We start from the raw sequence: 17,564 nt of genomic DNA, 5'->3' as shown, positions 1-17,564 counted from the left end.
CTAAAATTACTTAGGTGCTTGCGTTGGGGATGACTCGGGGGCTTTCCTTGGGTCTTTGGTTTTCTCCTTGCTTGCGAAGAAGTTATATGAATTTACTGCCTCTGCATCTGGTTGATATTCCTGTGGAACTACCTTAGCTAACGGGTAGGGGCCGAGTTTTTCGCCAACACCCGCAATAAGCGAGAAGATCACCGCTGACAGTGCCATTCTTAATGGGATTTGCTTCCCTGAATAAGCAATAAACGTTTTAGCGGCTTGTTTGGGGTTTTGATAAAAATCACTGTAAAGGCTTTTTACCACATTATACGTTGTCTCATTAATTAATTGCCCGCTCGGAGAAATCTTTGTTCGCGCTAAAGTTAAATCTTTAAGTGAGGCAAACGGGTATGCTGCTAAAGCACCAAACGCACCACTAATTGCTCCAGCAGTCGCATGCTTCGATGTCGAATTCTGCATGTTTAATTGATTTGCCATCCAGGTTTCAAATTGCAACATGGCGGTGAAATTAATAATTCCGGAAATATACCGTGTTGAAAAGCCATTTAATAAAAGTGTCCGGGTATTATGCGGGGTATACCATTTAAAATTAGTAGGCAAAAGATTGGGGGTTTTTTTCATTTGTGCTAATGAATCAGGTATTTGTGTTATTGCAAGATCCCAAAAAGCTGCGTGCATTGTGTAGCTGAATGGGCTTTTTTGTGTTGGCCTGAGCGGTTCTTCACGGGCCACTTCTTCTCGTATAACAGATTCTCCGACTAAACTCTCAGTGGGTCTGTTATTTTTAGTGGTAGTAACATAAGTAGTACGCGCTGCAGAGCCGTAAATACTAGTTTTTGTTCCTGCATAGAGCACTCTAAAAAGGCCAAAGGTACCGCCGGACATTGGTGGTATTATCGGAGCCTGGGCTGCCATGCGTGCCAGTAGGGTTTTTATTGGGCTTTGTACACCAAGGATGGCAATATTAGTTGCTCCTGCAACGGTTAAAACGTTACTTGTATGCCAGACAGCAGGAGTTACTTTTATTGGAGACGAGCCAGATTGTGGCAATTTTTTTTTTTGTTCGTCAGTATTTGCAGTTGTGGTAGGAGCGCCAGGCATAATAAACCTCTACATTCGCGTTAAAATCGGCGTTATTGTATGAAGTAAAAATTAACAAAATATTAACAACCGGATCTTTTTGATCTATTTTTTGATCATTGAGTCTTTGTGATGCTTGAATCCCATAAGCTTGTTTGGCTGTGTACAGTTTAGCAAGAGGGGTTAAACGTCTTAATAGGGAGCGCTCACGTTCTGTAGCCGTTCCTAGTTCATCTTTACCGAGCAATTCAATCGCATGGAAAACCAGATGGAATGCACCAGTGATTCAATATGATCAATTCGTTTTCCCCAAGGATCATAAGCAACATGCTTGGGCGGATAAGCTTCCGCTTCTTGTCCTAACTGGTAGATCTCTTCAATAACTCGTTGACCTAAACGCTGTAATTCAGGTTGAATTTCACTAAGCATGGTTGCCGGAAGTTTCCACTCAAGGTAGTTTTTGAGAACTAAATCATCATCGTATTGATTGTTTAAGCTAGGGGGTGTTTGAAAAAAATCACTCATTGGGAATCCTTTCTTATGATTTTTAAAGAAACCTTATATTAACTGGATTTTAATGAATTTAAAAATAGGCTGGTTCTTAAGCTTTATCATAAACAGTGAGGCGGTACCTAATAGTAATAGATTTTCTTGCTCCTATGAGTTTGGCAAAACGATCCATATTGTCTTAAAATGATTGCTTGTTAAGAGAGTTCCATGGCTCACTAACAAGGTTTTCTTTAAACGGCTCTTACATCAAGAGCCAAAGTACAATTTTTGGTCTATTCTTACCTTAATATTAATTTAAATAATTGGCATGGAAGAGTCTAAATACGACGCATTAACGAGACTTTTCCCCCCTCAATCAATAAGGATGATATTCATGACAACAAAATTAATGAAGGCCGCCGTCGTCAAGGAGTTTCAAAAACCCCTCGTTATTGAAGAAGTACCTATTCCTGAACCCCAAGCGGGACAAATTCAGATAAAAGTCGTCGCATCTGGTGTTTGCCATACGGATTTACATGCTGCGGAAGGAGATTGGCCAATAAAACCAACACTACCTTTTATACCAGGGCATGAAGGCGTTGGTTTCGTTTCTGCCGTTGGTGCCGGTGTCACTAATGTTAAAGAAGGAGATCGGGTTGGAGTACCCTGGCTTTACAGCAGTTGTGGACATTGTTCCTATTGTTTAGGTGGCTGGGAAACATTGTGTGAAAGCCAATTTAATACTGGGTATTCGGTTAATGGCAGCTTTGCTGAATATATTATTGCTAATCCTAATTTTGTAGGTCATATCCCTGATAATGTTGATTCTATTGAAATTGCCCCGATTTTATGTGCTGGAGTGACGGTATATAAAGGTTTGAAAATGACAGATACCAAACCAGGAAACTGGGTTGTTATTTCTGGAATAGGTGGGCTTGGTCATATGGCTGTTCAATATGCTAAAGCGATGGGATTAAATGTAGTTGCAGTGGATATTGATGATAAAAAATTAGCCTTGGCGAAACAATTAGGTGCATCACTCACGGTTAATGCGCTTAACGTTGATCCGGTATCTTTTCTGAAAAAAGAAATTGGCGGTGCTCACGGAGTATTAGTTACGGCTGTTTCCATAAAAGCGTTTGAACAGGCGCAAGGGATGCTTCGACGTGGCGGTACGGTTGTACTTAATGGCTTACCCCCAGGTTTTTTCCCGGTATCCATCTTTGATATGGTCTTGGAAGGAATCACACTAAGAGGTTCTATTGTTGGTACTCGCCTTGACTTACAAGAATCGCTTGCTTTTGCCGCGGAAGGGAAAGTTAAAGCAACCGTAATGACTGAAAAATTAGAGCACATAAATACTGTATTTGAACAATTGAAACAAGGGAAGATTAATGGGCGTATAGTGCTTGATATTGGTTCTTAATCGCAGATAATTGCGAACTCAGTTTTCGCTGAGTTCGCAATTGACGGAGTTAATTTCAGATATTCAAAGGTTTTCCATTAAGCTGTATTTTTTGATTTTCCAGTGTAAAATCAACCATGTAATTATCGCCATCTACCTTTAAAAACCCTTTGTTAGTCAAATCAGCAAGTAACTGTTCAGCCTGCTTTTGTGCTTCTGTCTCAGGATTTTCGGTAGCAGGGGCAGGGAAGGCTGCTATTGGATTTGTTATTGGTGCAGGTTGCTGCTGCTGTGCTTTCTTCACCAGCTCACTCTTAATGGAGGAAGTCACTAAGGACTTAACTAAGTGAATAGGTGCTTTAAAATGGCCTTCACCACGTACTTTTTGCATTGCCTGAGATGAGTCCTTCGCTTCATTCTCAGGTAACCATATTTTAAAGTTACCGTTAATTTGGCCTTCAGGTAAAGTTAAATTCATCTCAGAGAGCTCAATAACCGGCCCCTTCGACAATAGCTTGGGTAATTCGGTAGCTATAGCCAGCATCGCAAGATTAGGATCCACATTATTCTCAACCATATTGGCTTCTTGCTGATTGAGTTTGGCCATTACATTAGGCTCTAAATTTTTAATACTGAGTGTAAAAACACCAGGGCCATAGTTTTGATTATCGACCATGAGTTTTTCTAGCGATAATTTACAATCAATCCCCATTTTATTATCAGTCACATCTGACTTAAATCGTAGGTCAAACCCTTGCAGTTTAAAATTCTGAGAGTCTGGTGCATTAATTGTCGCTGAAGCGAGGCCTAAATGAGATTGGCCTAGCCATAACCATTCCTGATGACGCCATAGCTGTACATCATGCTCTAATTTTCCAAAGTTAAAATCAATATGGCTGGCAGAGCCACTGAGGCCATATATGTCAAAATTGGCATTAATCTTGTCAAGATTTGATGAAACACCCAGTTCTGTCGTTAAACCTTCCCAATTGATTTGCACGGCTCCATCTGCCGTGCCATCAGTACCTTTGAAATTTAAAGAGGGGAGGGAATATTTAATTACAGTTTCCCTTAAATAATTGATTAAGGCTTTATAGTGGGTCTCTGGACGTGTTGCTATTTCAGCAATACCAAAACGGAAGCCATTATCTGTCTTAATGAATGGTCCATGTTTGATGCTGAGGGGAATGCTTATATCCATATCAAGAGGCGTATCCATTTTTACAACGCCACTTTGATCTGTAATTTTTTGGGCAGGTATATGTATTTTTACATCTAATCGGGCTTTAGATGAAAACCAGCCTTGTTGGTATTGATCCAAATGCAGGTTTATTACGGATGATTTAGGAAATGAATCGATATTTTGGGTGAACGTGGTTTTTGCCATAGCCCCCATAACGTAATAAGCAACGAGCACAATTACAACGAGAGAGAACAAGCCAATCCATTTTTTCATGATTATATTTTTATAGTAGTCCTTATGGTAATTAATTATGTAGCTTATAAATTGTTGTTTGTAAAATGAATCAGATCGAGCTGATGAGTTGCGAACGAGCGATTGTTATTGTTAGCCTCTGTTTCAGAGGGGGGGGATGAACGCTTAAGTCTTTTCACCAATCTTTCCCGCGCATATTAACAGACTTATCCACAGATTTTGTGGATAATTTTTCAGGAATAATGGGTACACAAGGTCATATAAATACAGGGCTAAAGGTTTTTTTTGATTTTCACTTAAATAAGAAGATTGGAATAATTTGAAAGTTATACACAGGTATTGTGTATGGATTAAGAAGATTTCCTGCGCATGATAACAAAAAAAAAAATGAAAAAACAGCTTGAAAAAATTCTTTTTTGTACTACGGGTTTTATGGTTAAAAAAAGTCCGCACTTTCTTAGGGCATTACCATTTTTCTTGACCCAGCTTTATATTTTGATTAATTTTAATGATGCATTAAATAAAAACGCCCCAAAAAGGACTAGCAATAAATGGAGTTATTAGAAGAACAATGCGCAAATTCCAAGACATCAGTAGGCGTTCTAATTTTAGTAACCATTGGTGTAGGTATTGGTTCTGGTTTAATAGGAATGTTACTGGCGTTATTACTCCATTATTTACAACATATTGCTTATGGTTATAGTCCCTTACACATCATTAGCCCGGATAGTTTTTTAGAGGGGGTGAGCGCCTCTAGCCCAACACGTAGACTTTGGGTTTTAGGGACTTGTGGTTTAGTCGCCGGAGGGGGATGGTTAATTATCCAGCGTTTTGGTAAGCCCTTAGTTAGTATCACCCAAGCCATCAAAACGGGCAAAATAATGCCTCCGTTAACTACGACATGCCATGCACTTATACAGATCATTACGATCGCATTAGGCTCTCCTTTAGGGCGTGAGGTTGCTCCGCGAGAAGCTTCCGCGGTGTTTGCTACCTGGCTTTCTCACAAGGCAGGCCTCACTTTGGATGAAACGAAAGTTATGCTTGCTTGCGGTGCAGGCGCAGGTTTAGCGGCAGTTTATAATCTACCGCTGGGCGGTGCAGTTTTTGTAATGGAAGTTCTGCTGTTTAATTTCCATTGGTCTATTTTGCTGCCGGCATTTGTTACTTCTGCTCTTGCTACAGTGGTGTCTTGGTGGGGATTGGGGCAAGAAGCTACGTATCATATTCCTGAGTTAACCTCGATTAGCGCGTCACTCGCGATTTGGTCTGTAGTCGTTGGCCCTATTTTAGGTTTTTTTGCTTTTTGGTTTATTGATATTGCAAATAGGCAGCGAACTAAGGCATTTCATGGATGGCCTATGTTTTTTATTTGTTTGGCAAATTTCATCATGATTGGTTTTCTGGCTATTTATTTTCCTTCCTTGCTAGGGAATGGGAAGAGTGCCGCTCAGTTGGAATTTAGCCAGTTGTTATCAATAGGTATGAGTGCGTTGCTCTTAATACTAAGAAGTTTCATTGTGTGGAGTAGCTTGCGTTCTGGTGCCTGGGGTGGGCTTTTAACTCCTTCCCTGGCTAATGGTGCATTATTGGGCGTGTTTTTAGGCGGTATTTGGAATTTCATTTGGCCTGGTGCTCCATTAGCTGCTTATGCGGTGATTGGCGCTGCGGCTTTCCTTGCCGCAGCTCAGAAAATGCCTTTAACGGCAACTATTATCATTTTTGAATTTACTCGGGTTGATTTTGTCTTTCTAGCACCCGTGATGTTTGCTATTTGTGGGGCAGTAGGGGTTGCTACTTTAGTGGAGAAGTGGCTTGAAGGGGGCAGTAGCTCACGAATTACCGCGGTATCCAGACTTAATAATTTTATGCAACCTAAATGAATGGTTGCTGTATTCCCAGGCTTTGTGTAGGATTGGTTTTTACTTCCATCCATCTTCGTCATGAACTATTTAAAATCCTATTTTCTTAACGGAACAACCCTAAGACAAGAAATTCTGGCCGGTATTACGACCTTTTTAACCATGGTTTATATAGTCTTTGTAAACCCAACGATTTTGCATGATGCGGGTATGGATCAAGGAGCGGTGTTTACTGCGACTTGTTTGGTGACTGCATTTGCTTGCGCCTTAACGGGCATTATCGCCAACACGCCGATTGGTATCGCTCCGGGGATGGCCTTAAATATTTATTTTTCCTACAGTGTGGTTCAGGGAATGGGGATTGACTGGCAACATGCCCTGGCTATGGTGTTTATTTCTGGGGTATTGTTTTTTGTCGTGACCTTAACCGGGATTCGGCGCTTATTAATTGAAGCAATTCCCTATAATTTGCAAATAGCAATTTTGATTGGTATCAGTTTACTAATTGCTTTAATTGCCCTTCAATCCAATCATATTATTGTAGATGATGCACATAACTTGATGCGCTTAGGCGATATTCGTAAGCCGGAAATAGGCTTGTTTTTTTTGGGTTTTCTCATCATTCTCGTGTTGGATTATTATCGTATTGCCGGGGCGATTATTATCGGCATACTCAGTATAAGCATTTTAAGCTTGGTATTGGGAATGACCCAATGGCAAGGTGTGTTCGATGTACCTCCTTCAATCGAACCGACCTTCTTAAAATTAAATTTTTCTGGGATGACGACTGCGGTTGCTTTAAAAGCTATGTTCACTTTTTTCTTAATTGCTATTTTTGATGCGACTGGAACCTTAATTGGTTTACTTAATCCCACCATTTTTAAACACAAAGAGGATTACACTCGTCGCATTAGTTATACCTTAACCGCTGATGCCGCAGCTTCAACCTTAGCCGGGCTTTTAGGCTCAGCGAGTACCTCTCCTTATATTGAATCGGCAACGGGTATTGAAGCAGGAGGGCGTTCTGGGCTAACGTCTTTAGTGATTGCTCTAGGATTTCTTCTCATGCTGTTTTTCTTTCCGTTGGCAAAAATGATTCCTGCTTATGCGGTAGGGCCGGCATTACTTTATGTGGCTTGTTGCATGATGAAACATTTAACTGATATGAAATTAACTGATATCAGTGAAACTGCTCCAGGCATGACTACAATCATGATGATTCCTTTTACTTCATCGATTGCCAATGGTATTGGTGGTGGAATTATTCTTTATAGTGTTTTGAAGCTGTTAACCCGACAAAAGTTGAATCCTTTAGTGATTATTTTGAGTCTGATTTTTGTACTCTTTTTCTTAATTAGTTAAAGCGGTACGGCCCTAGCCATAAAAGTGGTTAAAAACTGTAGGCTTTGATGAAAAAATAAAGTACACTATGGTTTTGTTTTATATTTTTTGGGGGCTTGTTGTGACCTTTGATGACAAAAATAACATTATTGACGTTTGTATTTTTGAAAGTTTCTTAGCGAAGTATTTTCTTGAGCATCCGGAAGTTTTTGATGCACTTTTTGATAAAATATACACTGGACTTGATGCCTTGATCCTGGCTAATGAAGAGAATAAGGACTTTGAACGAAGACTGTTTATGTCGCTAAGCGCAGTAATGCAAGACTATCCGACGATTACTGATTTGCAGGCGCTGAAAGAATCAAATTCAGTGCTTGTATGGGATACATTTTTAAAGTTTTTCACAGAACTCACCATGAGCATGAAGGGGTTACATTATCCTCCATTACAACCAGTAAATTCTCTAAAGCCTCTTAATGCGTTGGCACATTATGGCTTATTTAGCAATGATCCTGTTCAGTCTCAGAAACTAATCTTGGAGAAAATGCGTCCAGATCATTTGTTTTCAGATGCTGAGAGGGGATGTACTGACGTGGAAAATGCTCAAGCCAAGCCAAGTTTTAATCTAGGGATTTTATCCGAAAGTATGAAGACGGCTGTGCCTGAGAAGCTTGTAAATTATTTAAAGTTTGCAAATTACCCGAGTAAACAAATTTATGCACCCAAAGAAGATAGTGAGATGGCTGATTGGCTTCGCGATCGTTATTTGCCGGTTATCAGTGGCGCCTCTGGTTCTATTGGTAAGATAGTAAGTGCTATGAGTCCATTGTGCCTTTTTTCTCCCGAAGAATATAAGCTCTTAGGATTATTAATCGCTTCAGCAACGGTTGCTTTAGGGCATCATTCCTTTTTTGAAGTACTGAGACCACTGAGTTTTATGACCGGTTTTATCGAAGAGCAAAGTACTCTATTAGCGTTTTATGAACAAGCAATTCCGCAAGAGATTAAAGCGCTTGAATCCTATAAAGAACATATAAACGGTCCTGACGGTGCTTCGTTGATTAAGGATATGGGATTTGATGAAACAGATGAAGAGGAAGACGCATACGAAGAAAATGAGGCATCAAATCTCAGAACTTCCTGGTAATGATGGAAAGTAGCCTGTTGCGCAAAACAGGCTACGCTTAATAAAAATCAATTGTAGTCGTCGTTATATCAACGGGGCTTCTATATGGATACCTTATTAGCGGTTCAACTACCGTAGCAGAGGCTCGTTCCCTACATATAATTTCAGAGCGAAGACAACATCCCTGAAGCGATAAAATCGTTAATGCTAAAATGGTCCATTTCATTCTCAATCTCTATATTTATCCGTGTGTAGAAAAAATAATAAAAAATTTATCTATATCAAGTATATACCATAAATTAAACAAGCAAGAGCTTAATTATGTGCTGATGCTGGTGATACGCAAGCATGGTGTAAGGGGGGGATTCCCAGCAAGCGAAGCCCGGTTAATATCTGCTTTTTGTAATAAGGTCCAAACGATATCAATAAGTCCTAGGGAAGATGCTGCACACAATGGAGTTACACCTTTAGCGTTGCCTTGGTCGACAAGAATATCTTTGTGGTCTACCAGTTTTCGGACAATGTTATAATATCCATACATCACAAGCGATGTACAAGGGCGGTTTTTTCTCCTCTTCGATCTCCGCGAGAATGGCTTGTGCCAGTATCTGATAGTTGGTAACCAAGTAAAGTACCTAATTTATATAAGTCTAAATGGGTTAGTTTGGCCATAATTCCTTCTTTTTTTTACAGTGAAGATTGTTTTTTGATTCTTTTGGTTTGTTTTAGAGCATTAATGGGGTTGCAACAAGACTTCATCTCGACACGTCATCCTCAACTCAGCAAGGATGACGTAGTTTTAAAGGGGGATTTATGCAGTCAAAGGATTGCTATAATGTTTTAAATAGCTGTTTGCCAAATGATAAGAAGCGTAATCGCTTAGATGCCCGCTATCACGGAGCAAGGGCATGCCATTTATCTCCGCGCCACACCGGCCATTCGGGCATTGTACTTTTACGGGGTCGATAATGATTAACTGAGCATATTTATTTTGCATCCTCGCAAAGAGTTCCTCCTGCCACTGCGACTTCTTCGAATTGATATCAAACTCACATTGCTTCGGGTCGTAGTTTGTACGTGTTTTTAGGTGATGCAGAAAACAATGATATGAATTATTGGTTACAATGGATTTAATTAAAACTGGCTTTGCCCCCGAATCAATAATAATTTGCAGCGCTTCATCTAACGCCTGTTCAATACGTTTTTTTACCATTGCGGCAGATTCACTAGGAATTAACCGTTTGCCTAAATAGCCATCCCAATTTTGGCCTAGGAGCACGAAATCGTAATGATTTTTCCTGATCATCGAATAGTAACGTTGAGTTTGCTCATAGCAGGCGGTGTAATCCTGGGCATTCCAATCATATTGACGTATTCCAGGTAATGAAAGACAAGCTGAAGTTGCATGGGATATTATAGAGATATTGGCTTTTTGGGCTAGTGTATCTATAAATCCCCAGAAATGATTTGCATGAGAATCCCCAAACAAAAAGCCGGTTTTACTGTTGGCGGTGTGTGCGCCAAGTACACAATTGGCATTGATTGCCACATTTTTTTCGCCAAGACATAATGGTCTTTGGGCATTATTGTAACGTTTAAGTTGGCTTGCGATTCGAGCTGTTTCTTCAAAACGCTGAGGATAGCCTTCATGATGTTTGACTAAAGAGCTACCCAGATGAATTAGTGCAAGAGGCGTTATGAATAAAAGCATCAGACTGTAACCGAATTTAAGTGTGTTAAACTTTTGGGCCGGCTTCTCAATAAACTTCCAGGATAAAAAGGAAATAATAAAAATCAAGCTAAAGGCGAACACTAAAGCGGAGGGGGTTTCGGCAATCTCTAAGTAGTGCATTAATACAAATACAGGCCAATGCCAGATATATAAAGAATAAGAAATTAAACCGATAAATACTAAAGGTTTTATTGAAAGTAATCGGGTAAGCAGGGATTGTGAGTTATTTTTACCTGCAGCGATAAGGGTACTTACTGCTGCGCATAAAATAAAAGCATAACTATTAGGAAAGCCCCAGCTAAGGTTACTGCGTGTTGCTATATAAAATATCACCAAAAGTGCTGCGACATAGAGCAATTCTGAAACATATTTATTTAAGGAAATCCGATTTGAGCCAAAGGCAACGCATGAGCCGATTAAAAATTCAAAGATCCGGCTGGATAAGTAGTAATAGGTTTTGGTGGGTTCCTTTGCTGAATAATATAAAGCAAGTACCAAAAAGCATAGAGTGAGTGCGTAGATGATCTTGCTAAGTTGTCGTGGGGCAAAAATACGATGTAATGCGTACATGATAATGGGCAGGATCAAATAGCATTGCCATTCTATGGATAATGACCAAGTATGTAATAAAGGTAATTCATTCGCTTTAGCTGAAAAATACCCTTTGGTTGCCTTTTCAAAAAAGGCATTGGAAGTAAAAAGCGTGGTCTTACGAGCACTTTTGAAATAATTTATAAAATCTTCAGGTAAATAAAAAAGATAGGTGGCGCAGATGGTGGCAAGAATTAAACAAATAAATACGGGCTGTAATCGCCATAGTCTTCGGCTATAAAATTCGATGAATGAAAAACGATTTTTTTGCAAAGAATTGTGCAGAATACTGGTAATTAAAAAGCCTGAAATGACAAAAAATATATCAACTCCAATAAAACCTGATGGAACTAATTTAAGGCCGCTATGGAACAATAAAACAAACAGAATCGCAATTGCTCTTAATCCATCAATATCTGGACGATAAGTCACGTTAATCTACCTTAAAACTCTCGTGCGCGCATTCTATAGCATAATTTTACTTGTTTATAGTGGGGGTAATTTTGAGGGAGCTGTTCGATTTATAGGAAGTGTTTTACAATCTGAACCTCGCTTTAACCTACATCAAATTCAAACTATTTATAGAGGGAATTATGAAGGAATTAATACAGGCTCTAACCACTAATCCTGACGTCAAAAGGAGCTTGGACATTTCGTTGCAGCAATCCTTCACCGGTAGCTATTGCCTAGTCAAAACCTACGTCAATGTGATGAGTCAGATAGGGTGGGATAAACTTCAGGCCAAATTAGAATGCCTTACACGTTCTATGCGTTGGGGCGATTTGCAGAGATATACAAAATGGTTCTAAACTTAGAATATGTGGTTTGTTTGTTATTTGAGCAAAAAGGGCGGGCAACATCAAGACAGGGAAATGGTTTTTTTGATAAGCCCATAAGCCTAGAGCGAATAAAACAAGCAGATATGTCGGTGCAAGATACGCGCTTGGTGGGCGATGACTGGTTTTTATAAGGAGATTATGGGCGCTCGTTCAATACTAATTAAAAAGATCTCCATTTATAACGCGGTTGGAATTAAGGAATTAAAGCATGTGCTGATTACTAATTAAAAATAAGATTATTCTTGTAACTGAAATACTAAGGGGCAACTTATTTTAAGCTCATGTCACGGGTAAATCATCGAGCATCAGCCATTACACCTAAAATCAGGTTTGTATCAGTACGGATTTTTAGCGCCCTTACTAACAACCGGAGATAATAAAGACCCTGGACAAAATAGCTCATATAGCTTGAAGTAGGTAATTAATGTTTTGAGCTATACTCAATAGTAATTGATTCCAAGCAGGAAAAAAAATGAGCCTAAATAAATTGGATGATCAACCGCTAATTTTTTTTCAAAACTTAGTTCCTGGAATACAGAATTCTCCTTTTATTGACCGTTATAAGGATGTTTATTTAAAGGATGAAGCACCTAATAGTGAGCGAAACCTATTTTTAAATGCATTTCCGCCAGTTTTATCGTTTTTCGAAAAACAGAAAAAAGAATTTTATGCTCAAGAGGCGAAAAATTGCTCGCAATTTTGTTGTGGGGGCATGGGGATGTCCCATGGCATAGAAGGAGATGTGAATTTTAACGCTCTGGATAATTATATGTTTTCCGCAGGTTCTGGTACTCTTTATGAAGGAAGTGCGAATAACATCAAGTCACAAATCCAGAATGATATTCAACAAAGTGGGTTTGGAAGTCAACAGCAGAATGATTTAATCAGTGGCTTAAAACAGTTTAATTCTGCTATTTCGGATAGAACACTGCGTATGGCGATGGAATCTCCTCAGATGAGTGAAATGACTGGCCCAGAAGATAGTTCATTTAATCCATTTAAAACATCCCCTACCCCACCCAAAGAGTAATGTAAGCACGGTCAAAAATAGTAGCTTGGCCCTTGCAGCAGCCCAGCTACAGATAAGCCCAGATTAATAATAAGCTATGGCTTTTGTTGATGACCTTTCTCTTGCTTTTCATCATTACCACAGGCATCAACCCAAGTAGATAATAGTCGACTAAAAAAGGCTAAACCCTCAGCCAGGGCATTGATTGGAGTCATAATCGCCAGGCTCAAAGATAGGCTAAAGCGAACGCTTAGATTACGGGTATCTTCCAGAGCATGTCTTGGTTTGCATATGGCTATATTGGTAATTAAATTAATTGCTGCAGCAATGGCCCTAGCTGCTTGTACTAACGAACTAAAACCGCTTTGAAACGCAATCCCTGCTGGAGCAAAAAACTGGCCGATGAGATCTACTGCCTCTTCATAGGGGGCGAAAAATTTGGTGCTTTTGAAATAAGCTGCTGAGGGAAGTGTCGTTGGGTGCTTATTAACTTCTTTAGAAAATTTGTCGATTAATCCGCGGTTGCTTAAATTTTCACGAGGTTCTTCACCAACAAACCATGAGGCAATGAGTCGCGTCAGTAGTTCAACTGAATAAGTTAATGCATGGATTGGTGCCATCACTGCCGCACAAAGGCCAAGAGTAATATTACTAGCAACATCATCAAGTGCCTCAGCCATATAACGAGGTTTTAAAATTAATAAGTTACCTACTACACGCATTACTGCCCACACCGCTCGAGCGGTGTAATAGCACGTTGCTAAACCATTCACTAGAGTGAGCCCACATGATAAAGTGACGTGAGACCAAAACTCACCACTACCAGTAAAATGAGTGGTAAATCGTTGAGGAGAAAAGTATTCACTGTCAGGTAGAATTCCTTTTTTGGTTAATGCACTAAATTCATCATGATAGTTCATAAGTCTTCTGGTGTGGATATTTTAGAAGTCGGAAGTATAACAAAATCCCATTGATGGTCAATATTAATTCATTTTGTGTCTATGGAGTATTTAGAATAAACGCAGCAGCAGAACGCATTATTTTGCCAATATTAAGTATCTTGTGGTTTATCGAAAACCGAATTACTGCGCTTGACTACTCATTACCATTGCCATAAGTAGTGTGCCAACAATTGGGGAGCAAATGTCATTATTTTTGTGCTATAGGCCACCGCCCCTGAGCCTTAGGCCAGCTAACAGTAAGTACTCAGGTTACGGTGTTTGTTACAGTCTAGCGTCTACATAAAGTTGTTAACTTCAGGAAATTTTTCATCATCACTATCTTCGTTACGTTCACTGCGATTACCTTCTTTCGGGGACTGAAACATAGTAAATAAATTACTGGTAGTAGTTAAATTCTTTATTGCTATTTCCCATTCTGTTGTATCCAATAAGGTTCCTATTGGTATTGTATCAATAGCTACCGGAGCGTCAGATCCATCTGTTAATAACTCAGCATGTTGTCTGTCGCTTATTCTTTGGTGTAGCGCGTTCGCTTGTTCCACCACTTTGTTCATACTCTGCACCAGTTCCTGCAGTCCTTTAATCGCCTGCCCCACGGTTTGTAATGCTGCAGTATATGATACGTCATTAAAGAGAGCAGGTTGATGATAGGTGTTTGTATAATTTTGAAGTTTATGAATCAGCTCATTTTGTTGAGTTGCCATTTTTTTCTGAGCACGACCAGGCCTTTGTACCCGAAGATGCTCCTGTAGATCCGATAAAAGACGTCTATTTTCAACCATATTAATAGAATCTTTCAAATAAGTAATACTAGCACGTCTCACCATTTCGAAAGTAAGTAATTCAGTATTGCAAGCTGCCAGCAGAGCCTTCTCCATATTCTCGAGTATCTTCATTCCGCTTAACGCAACTTGTGTTTTTTGGCTATGAGCCAATGTGTTTATATAATCATTAAAGCTACTTAAAAAAGTAGAGCTAAGTAACTTTATTTCTGGGTCAGTTTGCAGTTGTTTTATAAATTGACCAACGTGTGTACCAGCAATTTTTTCATTGTAGGCTACTTGTTTCTCATCCAGAATTTTCCCTATGGGTTTCGAACAATCGGGCATCAGTTCAATTTTTTTTATCGCTTCAGCGTAATTTATGAACCATTTATCGAGTTGTTGGCTTTGACTCTCATCAAGTTGATTTATCTTGCGATAATGCTCCAAATCTCTCATTAATCGTTTGTAGAAAGAAATTGAATTCAGTGTTAACACTCTATTGCTATCTAACGCTTTCATTAAAGGATGATCGGCAGTGGAAAGCAAAATATGTGCTAGTGGTACATGCGGTTCACCTACCACAACATGAAGAGAGGCACCGTTTTTTATCAAAATGTCCAAACATTCAGCCATAGGCTTCTTCTTACTGTCACAGCTAAAACAGTAATGAACTGCTGAAGGGTAACGGATAGTGTTGATATTCAAAGGCTGGTTATTAATATTAAAGTTGCCTGTGCTGAGAAGAAAGTTCAGTAGGGCATGATTTCGGGTTTGTAATGCCTCATTGAGATAATTTCCTGTCAGGATATAGTGAAAAGCAGACAATTGTTGAGCCGAAGAAAAATTGCCATTTTTTAATGCTGTGCGAAGCTGTTCTTCCCCTGCTTTTTGAATTTGTCCATTGAGACTTTTTAGTTTTTTTAAAGCAGAAAAATCTACAGTTTCAATTTCAGAACTTATTAAGAGTCCATTCGTTTGTGCATAGAGCTCTGCAAGTATCTTGCTCTTATCTTCACCATTATCGTCATTAAGGCTAGAAAAAATCTTGGATATACCAGAAAATTCCTTATCAAAAGCAAAAGATAAAATATCTTTTTGAGATTTTTTTGCCTTGGTACTGCTCTTTTGAAAAAGGGTATGTTTATTATGTGTGTTTTTAGCTGAGTTTACGCTATTTTCTTTGGGCTTATTCATCAGTTCAGAGGAGGGAGTATTCGGGCTTTGTTCCACATTTTTTTTCAGATTGCTAATGAACTGATAAATCTGTTCATAATGATTATGCTTTACCAAAGGAATAATATTGGCCAAAACTTCCTGGATCTTTGTTAAAGAGACAAGAAATTTAGTGCGATTATCTTCTGGTTTTTCTGATATGGTACATGCATTTTTTTCTAGCCGTTTATATTTTTGCTCCAGCAATTGAATGGTTTGATTTTGTTTCTCTCTTAATTCACTCATGATAGGTTCAATATAAGATTGCGCCAACAAGGTAAAATCATCATAAGGCACTGCTGCATCAATGAGGTCATATTTTTGGGTTTGCTTGTTATAGATTGAAAAAACAGGGTCGGCTGTCAGGCTATCATTAGCGTCAAAATAAACATGTAATTTGTAATTAATACCCGTTTCATCTTCAAATAAAGCGGTATAATGGTGTTGGCCAAATAAGAAATTATTTTCTTTTTCATACACACTGATATGATGTTCTAGCAGAGTGAAGCCACAAATTTTAATCGTATCTTTCTTAAGCTGCTTGAGATAATAAGCAGCCCCTTTTGTATTGCTTTTAAGTTCAAAGGAGGATTCTTTTGTATTGTTGTTACGATCGAAATTGGAAGAATAGCTGATGTAATTAAAAAGTGTATTTTGAACCATTGCTTAATCCTTATAATAAGATGCAGTCAGAGTAACAAGTTCATATTAAGGAAATATTAACTGCTTATAGAGGAGGGGCAAGCAACCTTTGCACAGGACAATTTTTTAGAAGACAGTCTCTATTGATTAAAATAAATTCAGTCCGAGTATTTTGATGTCAATTTTAGAATTGGTTGGCAAATCATCTAAGATGATCTAAGCCCAATCGGAAAAAACTGTTTTTGGGTCTTTTTTGGCACCGTCAACTAAACTTTTGTACTATAGTGTGGTTTATTTAGAGGAAGAACCGAATGTTGGAACAGAAGCCGAAAAGATACCGTTACCCTTTAGAGCTCATCAGTATTGCGGTGTGGAGTTATCGCTGATTTAATGACAGCTATCGAGACGTCTCAGAGCGCTTAGTGTATCGTGGTATCGAAGTAAGTTATGAGGCAGTGCATCAATGGTCTCTTAAGTTTGGAACTCACTTTAAGAACGTGATTAAAAAATGCGAGTCCCGACTTTCGAATAAATGGCACATGGATGAGCCGCCTTCCGAACACATCGAGGGCGCTCTTGAATTACCTGGCGTTAATCCCCAAGATGTAAAAAAATATCTTTTATATGGTATTTAAATTTGGGTATTTCTATCTATTTTTTCAAACTGATAGTGATGGGGGATTCTTTGTAATAAGGAGGGGAAAAATATGCCACGTCCTTGTGGCGCCACCTCGCATCCCTGAGGCGTTGATACTCCCTGTGCCGACATCCATTGTCTCTTCTTACCCTATAAGTCTAGAACACGCAGATTAAAAATGCATTATGTAAAATGATTAAATTTTTGTAAGATATTTCTCAATTATTACAAAAAGGACTCATTTTTACATTGGTGGATATTCTGGTGTAAGTGGAGCTTCCTGTTTCTTTTCATTTTTAGTACGCGCAAATAAATAACTAGAGAGTGAGTTGAAATAGGATTGTTCTTGCTTAGGTTGAGCAGGTGTAGACAGGGCTAATAACCCGCTAGTAAATGGCGCAGGTTAATAATATCCATCAAAATTCCGATTTCCCTGGTCAA

15 protein-coding genes are annotated in these 17,564 nt (G+C 39.0%); 7 read left to right on the top strand and 8 right to left on the bottom strand.

Annotated features, from left to right (window positions below; genetic code table 11):
- Window positions 1-6 precede the first annotated feature (6 nt).
- The 3 genes from ACQY7T_RS12575 to ACQY7T_RS12565 are packed head-to-tail and all read right to left on the bottom strand — an operon-like array spanning window position 7 to window position 1,602.
- Window positions 7-1,098, bottom strand: a complete 1,092-nt coding sequence (locus ACQY7T_RS12575; protein WP_428413858.1) for a hypothetical protein — start codon at window positions 1,096-1,098, stop codon at window positions 7-9.
- Window positions 1,064-1,324, bottom strand: coding sequence for a hypothetical protein (locus tag ACQY7T_RS12570; RefSeq protein ID WP_428413857.1), 261 nt, complete (start codon window positions 1,322-1,324; stop codon window positions 1,064-1,066). Before ACQY7T_RS12570 ends, ACQY7T_RS12575 begins: the two co-directional genes overlap by 35 nt.
- Window positions 1,303-1,602 (bottom strand): hypothetical protein, encoded by a 300-nt coding sequence (locus ACQY7T_RS12565; RefSeq protein ID WP_428413856.1) that lies wholly within the window; start codon window positions 1,600-1,602, stop codon window positions 1,303-1,305. Before ACQY7T_RS12565 ends, ACQY7T_RS12570 begins: the two co-directional genes overlap by 22 nt.
- A gap of 358 nt (window positions 1,603-1,960) precedes the next feature.
- Here ACQY7T_RS12565 and adhP point away from each other — a divergent pair, with 358 nt between their 5' ends.
- Complete coding sequence (adhP, locus tag ACQY7T_RS12560) at window positions 1,961-2,992, top strand: alcohol dehydrogenase AdhP (RefSeq protein ID WP_428413855.1); 1,032 nt, start codon at window positions 1,961-1,963, stop codon at window positions 2,990-2,992.
- Window positions 2,993-3,047: 55 nt separating this feature from the next.
- Here the strand turns inward: adhP and ACQY7T_RS12555 are convergent, their stop codons facing one another.
- Window positions 3,048-4,427, bottom strand: a complete 1,380-nt coding sequence (locus ACQY7T_RS12555) for a YdgA family protein (protein WP_428413854.1) — start codon at window positions 4,425-4,427, stop codon at window positions 3,048-3,050.
- A gap of 530 nt (window positions 4,428-4,957) precedes the next feature.
- Here ACQY7T_RS12555 and ACQY7T_RS12550 point away from each other — a divergent pair.
- The 3 genes from ACQY7T_RS12550 to ACQY7T_RS12540 all read left to right on the top strand — a co-directional run bounded on the left by ACQY7T_RS12550 (window position 4,958) and on the right by ACQY7T_RS12540 (window position 8,756).
- Complete coding sequence (locus ACQY7T_RS12550) at window positions 4,958-6,289, top strand: chloride channel protein (protein ID WP_428413853.1); 1,332 nt, start codon at window positions 4,958-4,960, stop codon at window positions 6,287-6,289.
- A 60-nt stretch (window positions 6,290-6,349) separates the two neighbouring features.
- Window positions 6,350-7,630 (top strand): NCS2 family permease, encoded by a 1,281-nt coding sequence (locus ACQY7T_RS12545; protein ID WP_428413852.1) that lies wholly within the window; start codon window positions 6,350-6,352, stop codon window positions 7,628-7,630.
- A gap of 100 nt (window positions 7,631-7,730) precedes the next feature.
- Window positions 7,731-8,756, top strand: coding sequence for a hypothetical protein (locus tag ACQY7T_RS12540; protein WP_428413851.1), 1,026 nt, complete (start codon window positions 7,731-7,733; stop codon window positions 8,754-8,756).
- Window positions 8,757-9,054: 298 nt separating this feature from the next.
- Here the strand turns inward: ACQY7T_RS12540 and ACQY7T_RS12535 are convergent, their stop codons facing one another.
- Both ACQY7T_RS12535 and ACQY7T_RS12530 read right to left on the bottom strand, forming a co-directional pair.
- Window positions 9,055-9,348 (bottom strand): ankyrin repeat domain-containing protein, encoded by a 294-nt coding sequence (locus tag ACQY7T_RS12535; protein ID WP_428413884.1) that lies wholly within the window; start codon window positions 9,346-9,348, stop codon window positions 9,055-9,057.
- 198 nt (window positions 9,349-9,546) lie between these two features.
- The gene (locus ACQY7T_RS12530; protein ID WP_428413850.1) at window positions 9,547-11,490 is read right to left on the bottom strand and encodes an acyltransferase family protein; all 1,944 of its coding nucleotides are present in this window, start codon (window positions 11,488-11,490) and stop codon (window positions 9,547-9,549) included.
- Window positions 11,491-11,857: 367 nt separating this feature from the next.
- On the opposite strand from ACQY7T_RS12530, the gene ACQY7T_RS12525 reads away from it, so the two are divergent.
- Together ACQY7T_RS12525 and ACQY7T_RS12520 are read left to right on the top strand one after the other, a co-directional pair.
- On the top strand, window positions 11,858-12,028 hold the full coding sequence (locus ACQY7T_RS12525) for a hypothetical protein (RefSeq protein ID WP_428413849.1): 171 nt from the start codon (window positions 11,858-11,860) through the stop codon (window positions 12,026-12,028).
- A 341-nt stretch (window positions 12,029-12,369) separates the two neighbouring features.
- Window positions 12,370-12,927, top strand: a complete 558-nt coding sequence (locus ACQY7T_RS12520; protein ID WP_428413847.1) for a hypothetical protein — start codon at window positions 12,370-12,372, stop codon at window positions 12,925-12,927.
- Between the two features lie 74 nt (window positions 12,928-13,001).
- Here ACQY7T_RS12520 and ACQY7T_RS12515 read toward each other — a convergent pair whose 3' ends face one another.
- Window positions 13,002-13,826, bottom strand: a complete 825-nt coding sequence (locus ACQY7T_RS12515) for a lpg0518 family Dot/Icm T4SS effector (protein ID WP_428413846.1) — start codon at window positions 13,824-13,826, stop codon at window positions 13,002-13,004.
- Between the two features lie 317 nt (window positions 13,827-14,143).
- On the bottom strand, window positions 14,144-16,507 hold the full coding sequence (locus ACQY7T_RS12510; RefSeq protein ID WP_428413845.1) for a hypothetical protein: 2,364 nt from the start codon (window positions 16,505-16,507) through the stop codon (window positions 14,144-14,146).
- 401 nt (window positions 16,508-16,908) lie between these two features.
- On the opposite strand from ACQY7T_RS12510, the gene ACQY7T_RS12505 reads away from it, so the two are divergent.
- Window positions 16,909-17,121, top strand: coding sequence for a hypothetical protein (locus tag ACQY7T_RS12505; RefSeq protein ID WP_428413844.1), 213 nt, complete (start codon window positions 16,909-16,911; stop codon window positions 17,119-17,121).
- Window positions 17,122-17,564: the final 443 nt, after the last annotated feature.

Origin of the sequence: Legionella sp. (assembly GCF_965140895.1) — a bacterium.
In the GTDB taxonomy this organism is placed as follows: Bacteria; Pseudomonadota; Gammaproteobacteria; order Legionellales; family Legionellaceae; genus Legionella.
This window is presented reverse-complemented; position numbering and strand designations above follow the sequence as displayed.

What these genes read in the sequence shown, in the direction of transcription:
- adhP (WP_428413855.1), top strand. Translation starts at nt 1,961, where the DNA reads ATGACAACAAAATTAATGAAGGCCGCCGTCGTCAAGGAGTTTCAAAAA.
- ACQY7T_RS12565 (WP_428413856.1), bottom strand. Translation starts at nt 1,602, where the DNA reads ATGAGTGATTTTTTTCAAACACCCCCTAGCTTAAACAATCAATACGAT.
- ACQY7T_RS12555 (WP_428413854.1), bottom strand. Translation starts at nt 4,427, where the DNA reads ATGAAAAAATGGATTGGCTTGTTCTCTCTCGTTGTAATTGTGCTCGTT.
- ACQY7T_RS12575 (WP_428413858.1), bottom strand. Translation starts at nt 1,098, where the DNA reads ATGCCTGGCGCTCCTACCACAACTGCAAATACTGACGAACAAAAAAAA.
- ACQY7T_RS12515 (WP_428413846.1), bottom strand. Translation starts at nt 13,826, where the DNA reads ATGAACTATCATGATGAATTTAGTGCATTAACCAAAAAAGGAATTCTA.
- ACQY7T_RS12510 (WP_428413845.1), bottom strand. Translation starts at nt 16,507, where the DNA reads ATGGTTCAAAATACACTTTTTAATTACATCAGCTATTCTTCCAATTTC.
- ACQY7T_RS12525 (WP_428413849.1), top strand. Translation starts at nt 11,858, where the DNA reads ATGGTTCTAAACTTAGAATATGTGGTTTGTTTGTTATTTGAGCAAAAA.
- ACQY7T_RS12545 (WP_428413852.1), top strand. Translation starts at nt 6,350, where the DNA reads ATGAACTATTTAAAATCCTATTTTCTTAACGGAACAACCCTAAGACAA.
- ACQY7T_RS12520 (WP_428413847.1), top strand. Translation starts at nt 12,370, where the DNA reads ATGAGCCTAAATAAATTGGATGATCAACCGCTAATTTTTTTTCAAAAC.
- ACQY7T_RS12550 (WP_428413853.1), top strand. Translation starts at nt 4,958, where the DNA reads ATGGAGTTATTAGAAGAACAATGCGCAAATTCCAAGACATCAGTAGGC.